The sequence below is a fragment of the Candidatus Aquicultor secundus genome (assembly GCF_002791875.1).
Taxonomy (GTDB): domain Bacteria; phylum Actinomycetota; class Aquicultoria; order Aquicultorales; family Aquicultoraceae; genus Aquicultor_A; species Aquicultor_A secundus.
The window spans coordinates 488-8934 of record NZ_PFNG01000220.1 but is presented as its reverse complement, the minus strand read 5'-3'; the positions used below and the strand labels follow the sequence as shown (position 1 = coordinate 8934).

Sequence of the window (8447 nt, the reverse complement as noted above, 5' to 3'; positions counted from 1 at the left end):
CGGCTCCTTTGCTTTTGGCTTGATTGGTTGCACATTAATCAAACCATATGGACTGGAGCCATTTCAATTTCAACTAAGTTTAGGACACCTTCAATCGCCGTTTGCTAATCGCTATTTGCTCCTTCAGAATGACATCTAATCGCCGTTCGCTATTTGCTATAAGAATAACAACTAACCGCCGTTTACCATTTGCTAATCACTCCTTCAGAATGGCAACTAATCGCCGTTCACCGTTTGCTATAAGAATGACAACTAATTGCTGTTCACTGTTTGCTATAAGAATGACATCTAATCGCCGTTCGCTATTTGCTATAAGAATAACAATTAGTCGTTGTCGCTCTTCACTGCTCTTATCCTATTTGTAACATGGACAAGATTTAATAGTCTACCTATACTACTATCTATTATTTGCATCTATTATTTATACAGTAGTTTGTCCGGTAGTTTGTCCGGTAGTTTGTCCGGTAGTTTGTCCAACACGGAGAGGATTGGATAGTGTACGAGGGTGATACTCATGATACTCATATAACTGCGCATATAATTGACGAAACGGATGGACGTAGCGGGCCGAGCAACTCTACACTGTTCCTTCTTACGGCAAGCCATACCATAAACGATTCTTATATGAGCCTCTTTCCACCGCTGCTCCCGGCGTTTATCATGCCGGCGCTGGGATTGAGTATTTCCGAGGTGGGATGGCTTGCAACCGTTTTCGCCGTTACATCATCGCTCGCGCAGCTTGCGTTTGGAGTTTTGACCGACCGTATCGGCGGGCGCTTTTTGATCGTTCTCGGGCCGCTTATCGCCTCGGTCTTCATGTCGTCTATCGGATTAATCCACTCCTATACGCTTCTTGCGTTCGCTATAGCTATGGCGGGGCTTGGTGTGGCGGCGTTTCATCCGCCGTCCTCATCGACCGCCGGTTCGGTCGCGCGGCATAAGCGCGGCAGGATGATGTCGGTGTTTGTGCTGGGCGGAAACATCGGCTTTGCGATAATGCCCCCTGTGGCGGTATGGCTTGTATCCCGGTTCGGGCTTTCATCCACCCCGCTCCTTGCTATACCCGGAATCCTGGTCTCGGTGCTTTTGTTTTTTAAAGCCCCGGCGGTTAAAGCCGTGCGCCATACGGCAAGCCGGTCGTTTTCGGAGATGGTTCGGGCCAACCCCGGTTCATTTGCGAGCCTTCTCGGCACGGTGGCATTCAGGTCGTTCGCTTTCTTCAGCTTTACTACGTTTCTCCCCAAGCTCCTGCACGATCAGGGTTTTTCTCCCATAGCCGCCGGGGCTTTTCTCTCTATTCTGACGTTTTCCGGGGCCATCGGTGGGTTAATGGGCGGGACATTGTCCGATCGTCTTGGGCGCAAGCTGATTATTGCCGGCTCGTTAGCGCTGAGCGTACCGTTCCTGCTTATGTTCCTGCTCTCAAGCGGCGTCCTTAAGGGCGTCTTTCTGGCCATGGCGGGCGCGTCGCTATTGGCCCCGTTTTCGGTCACCGTCGTGGCGGCGCAAGAGATATTCCCGGATAGTAAAGCGATAGCTTCAAGCCTCGCGCTGGGATTCGGTCTCGGCCTTGGCGGATTGGGTGTGGGCGCTACCGGTCACCTCGCATCCATGATAGGATTATCGAGTGCGATGATAATTATAAGCTTTCTGCCGCTCGTCGCAGCGGTCTTCGCCCTCGGATTGCCGGGCGGCATAAGGGCGCTGCGCACGGCTGCCGATGACGCCATCGGAGACCAAGAAAGACTAAAAGAAAGATTTAGAGTGATTGAGAGATAATGTCGATGCTAACGCTTAAATATTACCTGGAAGTCCCCGCCAGTTCCCTTGATAACAACAAAGGCGACATCGACCGCATCAGTGCAGGATTAAAGGATGTTACGGGCACTCGCTCTATTGAGTGGCCGTTAAGCACTATTGAAACGGCCTCCAAAGTAGTGCGCTCATCGGGCGGGAAGATAACGGTAACAGTGTGGCCCGATGGAGACCGCCTGAACGTGATTACCACTGAGGCCGGCGATACCACCGGGTTGAATTTCGGGGTCGCCATCGATATCGGCACGACGGTCGTCGCCGTTGAGCTTGTAGATTTAACGAGCGGTAAAACTATAGCCGCCGAGGGCGATGTAAGCGGACAGGTCCGGTACGGCGATGATTTGCTGACACGGCTTCATTTTGCGGGCCAGGGCGGCGTCGAAGAGCTGCGCTCGGCCCTTATCGACACCATTAACGGTTTGATAGCAAGAGTTTGCACCGATTCGGGTGTTACATCTACCCGGATATCTGCGGTAAGCGCCGCCGGAAACACCTCGATGACGCATACGTTTCTAGGGATCGATCCGTCACCGATTCGGTTTGAACCGTATACGCCGGTGATAAATCATGTCCCACGTCTCTCCGCTAAAGAACTGGGGTTGGATGTATTACCTAACGCGACCGTTTATGTATTCCCGAGCGTGGGCGGCTATTTTGGCGGGGATTTAATCTCCGGCGCCGTTGCATCGGGCATCTCGCAGGCCGAAGAGATATCGCTGCTTCTCGATATAGGTACAAACGTAGAAGTTATCCTGGGCAATAAGGATTGGCTTTTAGCGCTGGCGGGTTCCGCGGGCCCGGCGCTTGAGGGTGGTGTTGCCGAATGCGCGCGTCGCGCCGCTCCAGGCGCCATCGAGCGTGTGGCAATCGACCGGGTAACGCTCGAGCCGTCATATAAGTCAATAGGAGAATCACCGGCCTACGGGCTGTGCGGCTCCGGGCTTATCGATGTCATCGCGCAGCTTTACTTGTCGGGATTAATTGATAGCACCGGGCGGTTTATCCTTGAAAAGAAAACGGACCGGTGGCGCACGATAAACGGCCGCACTGCCTACTTAATTGCGAAAGGTGATGAAAAGAACGGTATTCCGCCGACCTATATTACCGAGAAGGATATCCAGAACTTGCTGAGAACGAAGGCCGCAATGGTTGCGGCGCTTACGATTCTGCTCAATAGCGTCGGATTACAGCTCGATGATATCCGGCGCATTTATACCGCAGGTTCGTTCGGTATTAATCTCTCGGTCGATTCGGCGACGGCGATCGGCCTTTATCCAAGATTACCGGCAGAACGTTTTACCCAGCTTGGTAACGGTTCTTTACTTGGTGCCCGAAAAACCCTACTTGATAGTTCAATGACGGCGGAAGCCGAGCGAATTGCGGATAAGATCACCTATCTAGAGCTTAACGTCCACCCCGAGTTTATGGAGATATTCAGATCCGCAAGCTATATCTAACTAGATAAAGGGGGTCCTAGGACCCCCTTAAATCGAGATCTGTATCTACTACCGATTAATGTTCTATTTCTATGCCTGCGTTTTCTTCCCTGATAGAGATAGCCACCTTATAAAGTATAGTAAGCACCAGGGCTCCTATCGCCCAGACCGCTAGAACTATGAACGACTCGGGTATTGTGGGCCAGTATTCCGTTATTGTACCAAAGGGATTGGGCACAAATCCGCCTACAACCAAGCCGAATCCCTTATCTATCCATAAAGAAGCAAATACTGCCCCGCAGGCCGCCAACAAGGTTTTCTCCGTATTCCGTGTTTTAGGGACGATCAAAAGTACGAGGGATATCACCGCAAGAATGGCGCTGGTCCACATCAAGAGAACAAGCCTTCCGTGCCCCTGTAGGCCGGCATACAGGTAGAAGAAGGGGTTCTTCTCTCCTGGTATACTGCTATAGAAGGCGGTAAACACTTCAAGCAGCAAAAAGAATACATTCGCAGCCATTGCATAGGCCACAATTTTGCCGATTGACTTGATCGCCTCTTTACCGGGGTCGAATTTGCTTACCTTCCTTACTATTATGGCCAGAATTATCAGCAAGGCGGGTCCCGCAGCAAATGCAGAAGCGAGAAAGCGCGCTGCCATAATAGCAGTAAGCCAGTATTCCCTTCCAGGCAAACCCGCATACAGGAAGGCCGTTACAGTGTGAATGCTAAACGCCCACGGTATCGAGATATAAACAAGCGGTTTGACCCAGGCCGGCGGCGCGAATCCCTTCTTTTCGGCATTCATAGAGGTCCAACCAATTGTAATGTTGAGCAACAGATAGCCGAACAAGACTACGGCATCAAAGAACATAACAGAATTGGGGGTTGGATGCAGGAACATATTCACAACCCTCGTAGGCTGGCCCATGTCCACAAAGATAAATAACATACACATGAGAACAGCAGATACAGCCAAAAACTCCCCGAGGATAACCATCCTACCGAACTTCTTGTAGTTATGCAGATAGAACGGTATGACGAGCATAACGGCTGAGGCCGCCACGCCTACGAAGAAGGTGAACTGGCCGATGTAAAGGCCCCACGAGACGTCCCTGCTCATACCCGTTACCCCAAGGCCGTAATCAAACTGCCGGAGGTAGAAAATGACACCCACGCCTATGACGGCAAGTAAAGACAATACCCATGTCCAGTAATTTCTACTCCCGCTTAGCGCCTTCTCTAGCATTGTCAGCACCTCCTATTATGTAATAGATATTTGGACCCGTCCCGAGTTCGGATTTTCTCCTGATAGTATAGTTCGACTCGAGGACCTTTCTGATCTCCGAGTTAGGGTCTGAAAGATCGCCGAACATCATGGCGCCGTTGGATGCCTCTACACAGGCAGGCATCTTACCCTCTGCGAGCCTTTCCACGCAGAAGGTACATTTCTCAACAACACCTCTCATCCTCGTCGGATAATCAGGGTTCTCCTTCTTGATATGCGGCCTTGGATCTGTCCAATTAAAGCTCCTTGAGCCATACGGACATGCGGCCATACAGAACCTGCATCCGATGCAGCGGTGCATATCCTGCATTACAAGTCCGTCTTTCCTCTTAAATGTAGCCTTTGTCGGACACACCCTAACACAGGGAGGATTTTCACAGTGATTACACAACAGAGGGATGGGCATTTCCTTCAGAGATTCCGGAGCATATCCCTGCTCCTGCTCGGGGAAGGCATGCTCGAACGTGTCGGTCCATATCCACTTTACCTCATGCTTCGAATCACTAAAATCAGGAATGTTGTGGATATTATTGCATGCACTTATAATCCTTTTATAATCGCCCTCCGTCTTGAACTTTCGCATATCGATAACCATAGCCCACTGCTTTGCTAAAAGGGCGCCCGGCTCCGGCCTGAACTGTTCCGCCTCAACGTTATCCTTTACAATACCATCCACTACCCCCATTCCGCCCAGTGCGAAGACGGCGGAGGCACCTATCATTTTTAGGAAGTCTCTTCGATCGATGCTCATTATTTCCCCTCCTTCGGTGCCAAATGACAATCCCAGCAGTAGGGGCTTACACCCGCATAGTTATGACAACTATCGCAAAATTCCTTCTTGTTTGAATGGCACTTCATGCATGTATTCTGCAAGCTTATATCGTATCTCTGACCGTCACCGGCCACATAAATTCTATTACCGTCGCGCACCGCTGCATCGCGCCACTGGTTCAGCAATTGCATGTGCTCGGATTTCATAAATGCCTCCGGCTCGATGCACTTTTTTTGCGCTAGTTTCTGTATTGCAGGCGTATCGGTACTTGGTTCGGGCCTTGCATTGGCCTTCCCGATATTATTATAAAACGGGTACGTCGCAAGGGCCAGGAATACAAAGATTCCCAAAAGGATTTTGCCGCCATTATACATTTTCAGCACCCTCCTTTTCAGGGAGATCCTCAAGCCGCAAATCTTGTGTCCTTTCCTTTTCTCCCTTCATCACCATAGCGTTCGCAACAAGCTCATGAACACCTGCCACATCCACGCCGGGAACCCAATAATTCATCAGTGGCGGAAGGGCCGCCCTATCGATGGCGCATATGTTCGCCAGCATATTCACGCCGTGGTGCTGGTGAACGTACTTAACCGCATTTGCTCTTGGGAAACCGCCCCTCATTCTCAATTCCATATTCTCTGATGCATTTAGGCCAGCGCCGCTGCCGCAGCAGAAGGTCTTTTCTCTGATGGTTTCTTCGGGCATCTCGTAAAAATGGTTGAGCACGTTCTTGAGAATATATCTCGGTTCGTCAAGAATCCCCATACCTCGCGCGGGATTGCAGGAGTCATGGAAGGTCACTCTCAGGTGGTCATTGCGGCTTGGGTCAAGCTTTAACTTGCCATTCTTAATTAGATCAGCGGTAAATTCAGCGATATGAACCATTTTTGTGGATGCGGCGTTTTCAAATCTGGTGCCTGTTATAGGTGAGACCGGAACCTTAAGAAAATCAGCAGGTCCATTCCATGTGTCCATGTACTGATTTACGACCCTCCACATGTGGCCGCATTCACCGCCGAGAATCCATTTTACACCCAACCTTTTGGCCTCGGCGTATAACTTATAGTTGAGCCTCTTACCCATCTCCATCGAGGTGAAAGAACCGAAGTTTCCACCCTCAGATGCGTATGTGCTCCATGTGTAGTCAAGACCGATTTCGTGGAAGAGCATCATATAACCCATGGCAGTAAATGTGCCGGGGTCGCCAAACAAGTCACCGGAAGGCGCAACAAAGAGGATTTCGGCCCCTTCCCTGTTAAAGGTCGGCTCAACCTTGATGCCCGTTATCTCCTCTATATCGTCTACCATAAACTCAATATTGCTTTTAACTGTGTGAGGCTCAAGGCCAAGGTGGTTTCCATTCATATAGCAGTTTGCTACAGGACCTGCGATCCAGTCCGTATTTAGACCAAGGAGATTCAGTATCTCCCTGCCGATCATTGTGATCTCGGCCTGATCGATACCGTACGGGCAAAAAACCGAACAGCGACGGCACTCCGAACACTGGTAAAAGTAATACCACCACTCTTTAAGCACATCTAATGTAAGCTCTCTGCCGCCCGCATATTTCCCCATTATCTTGCCTGATGTCGTGAAATATCTTCTATACACGGATCTCATAAGCTCTGCCCTGAGAACAGGCATATTCTTGGGGTCTCCCGTACCAAGGTAGAACTGGCACTTATCGGCGCACGCACCGCATCTCACGCAGATGTCCATAAAAAGACGAAAGGAACGGTACTTTTCAAGCCTTTCTTGCATACCGTTTAAGACTATCTCTTTCCAGTTTTCGGGCAGCTTCCAATCCTCATCCTTTGGAGCCCACTTCCTGGGATTTGGCATACCAACTGTCTCAAGATATCCGGGCCGTGTCCCGTTGCAAAACATCCCCTCTTTAAATTCAACAGGGATATCCATCCATCCCTTTCTAGGGCGTCTATAATCTACCTTTGAAAGCTCCTCTGGTTTTGGAGTCTTTTTTGCCATGCTCACTCCTCCTTTCCTGCCGGTACCCCAGCGTCTTTATCCCCGAATTCCTTCTCAAGCTCTTCGGGCGATGGCGCTGGGTAATGTTCGACCGGTATCCCGGCCTTTATCATTTTCTCTCTGAATTCATCCTCATACTCATCGTATGTATGGACCTTTACGGGATAATCCCATGGATTGACGTGTCTTACCGCACGGCTGTCATTCGCCAGATTTCTTGTGGGGCTGAGATATATGCCGCCCGCATGCATTAGTTTACTGAACGGGAAGTAGGCAAACAGGGTGCTAACAAGAAATACGTGGACATAGAATATAGCGCCGACTCCCGCCGGGACGGTCGGGTTAAAGCTGACTAAACCCATTGTCAGCTCCTTTACGCTCACAATATCCACCTTGAAGAAATACCTCATAAGGATACCTGTGGAAGCAACTGCTATGATCAAGAAGAGCGGAAAATAATCAGCTGCAAGGGAAATATAGCGGACCTGACGTACATAAAACCTTCTGAGCAGGAGGTAGGTCACGGCCAGCAACAATATTACTCCCGTTAAAAAAAGCCTCGGAGCGCCAATCTGCAGAAAACCGTCGAGGCTCTCTAATAAATTTACAAATGAAGGAACAGGGGTTTCAAACAACCTGACATGTCGGAGCAGAACAATTAAGAATGACCAGTGAAACGCCATCGCCGCCAGCCACAGCCACTTGCCGGAACCATAGGCAAGCCGCCCATCTCTCAATTCGCTTTTAGTGTTCCTGAAAAGCGAACGGAAAAGAAGTATCTCAAGCGCCATTCTGCCAACTACGCCCGTGCTGCTGGAGGGATTATCCAGTTTAGCTTGTTTTATCCATTCTAAGGATTTTTGCTGGCCACCGGTTGTAGTGATAGCAAAAGGAACGGGTGACTTTCCCCATTTTATTACGCGATAAACGACTCCAACAAGGAATACTAGAACCGCAACGTAAGGTATAACAATTCCGAAGAAAGACTGCATGCCGACAGCTGCAACTCCAACATAAGCCAATAGGATAAGCAATATAACTACAACAAAGGAAAATAAGGCTCCCATTCTATCCACCTCTTTTCTTTACTTTAAATTTGTTGTTTCACCATTTTTGGGCCTTGCCCTTGTGTCTCATGCAACTGATTTTC

Annotated in this window: 7 protein-coding genes; 2 read left to right on the top strand and 5 right to left on the bottom strand. The window is 49.7% G+C overall.

What is annotated here, in order from left to right; translation table 11 throughout:
- Nucleotides 1–495 precede the first annotated feature (495 nt).
- On the top strand, nucleotides 496–1779 hold the full coding sequence (locus COY37_RS09395) for an MFS transporter (RefSeq protein WP_286977361.1): 1284 nt from the start codon (nucleotides 496–498) through the stop codon (nucleotides 1777–1779).
- A 5-nt stretch (nucleotides 1780–1784) separates the two neighbouring features.
- A complete protein-coding gene (locus COY37_RS09390; protein ID WP_286977359.1) occupies nucleotides 1785–3272 on the top strand; it encodes an ASKHA domain-containing protein in 1488 nt (495 codons plus the stop codon).
- 55 nt (nucleotides 3273–3327) lie between these two features.
- Here the strand turns inward: COY37_RS09390 and dsrP are convergent, their stop codons facing one another.
- The 5 genes from dsrP to dsrM are packed head-to-tail and all read right to left on the bottom strand — an operon-like array spanning nucleotide 3328 to nucleotide 8364.
- A complete protein-coding gene (gene dsrP, locus COY37_RS09385) occupies nucleotides 3328–4500 on the bottom strand; it encodes a sulfate reduction electron transfer complex DsrMKJOP subunit DsrP (protein WP_286677635.1) in 1173 nt (390 codons plus the stop codon).
- The gene (dsrO, locus tag COY37_RS09380) at nucleotides 4472–5290 is read right to left on the bottom strand and encodes a sulfate reduction electron transfer complex DsrMKJOP subunit DsrO (RefSeq protein ID WP_286677636.1); all 819 of its coding nucleotides are present in this window, start codon (nucleotides 5288–5290) and stop codon (nucleotides 4472–4474) included. Before dsrO ends, dsrP begins: the two co-directional genes overlap by 29 nt.
- The gene (gene dsrJ, locus COY37_RS09375) at nucleotides 5290–5685 is read right to left on the bottom strand and encodes a sulfate reduction electron transfer complex DsrMKJOP subunit DsrJ (RefSeq protein WP_286677637.1); all 396 of its coding nucleotides are present in this window, start codon (nucleotides 5683–5685) and stop codon (nucleotides 5290–5292) included. The genes dsrO and dsrJ overlap by 1 nt, the downstream gene beginning before the upstream one ends.
- Nucleotides 5678–7297: a sulfate reduction electron transfer complex DsrMKJOP subunit DsrK gene (gene dsrK / locus COY37_RS09370; RefSeq protein WP_286677638.1), complete on the bottom strand. Its 1620-nt coding sequence runs from the start codon at nucleotides 7295–7297 to the stop codon at nucleotides 5678–5680. The genes dsrJ and dsrK overlap by 8 nt, the downstream gene beginning before the upstream one ends.
- 2 nt (nucleotides 7298–7299) lie before the next feature.
- Nucleotides 7300–8364 carry a sulfate reduction electron transfer complex DsrMKJOP subunit DsrM gene (dsrM, locus tag COY37_RS09365; protein WP_286677639.1) on the bottom strand — a complete coding sequence of 355 codons (1065 nt, stop codon included), beginning with the start codon at nucleotides 8362–8364 and terminating at the stop codon, nucleotides 7300–7302.
- Nucleotides 8365–8447 lie beyond the last annotated feature (83 nt).

Bases quoted from the DNA above. Each gene is read 5' to 3' on its own strand.
- COY37_RS09390 (WP_286977359.1), top strand. From the start codon at position 1,785: ATGCTAACGCTTAAATATTACCTGGAAGTCCCCGCCAGTTCCCTTGAT.
- dsrP (WP_286677635.1), bottom strand. From the start codon at position 4,500: ATGCTAGAGAAGGCGCTAAGCGGGAGTAGAAATTACTGGACATGGGTA.
- dsrO (WP_286677636.1), bottom strand. From the start codon at position 5,290: ATGAGCATCGATCGAAGAGACTTCCTAAAAATGATAGGTGCCTCCGCC.
- dsrJ (WP_286677637.1), bottom strand. From the start codon at position 5,685: ATGTATAATGGCGGCAAAATCCTTTTGGGAATCTTTGTATTCCTGGCC.
- dsrK (WP_286677638.1), bottom strand. From the start codon at position 7,297: ATGGCAAAAAAGACTCCAAAACCAGAGGAGCTTTCAAAGGTAGATTAT.
- dsrM (WP_286677639.1), bottom strand. From the start codon at position 8,364: ATGGGAGCCTTATTTTCCTTTGTTGTAGTTATATTGCTTATCCTATTG.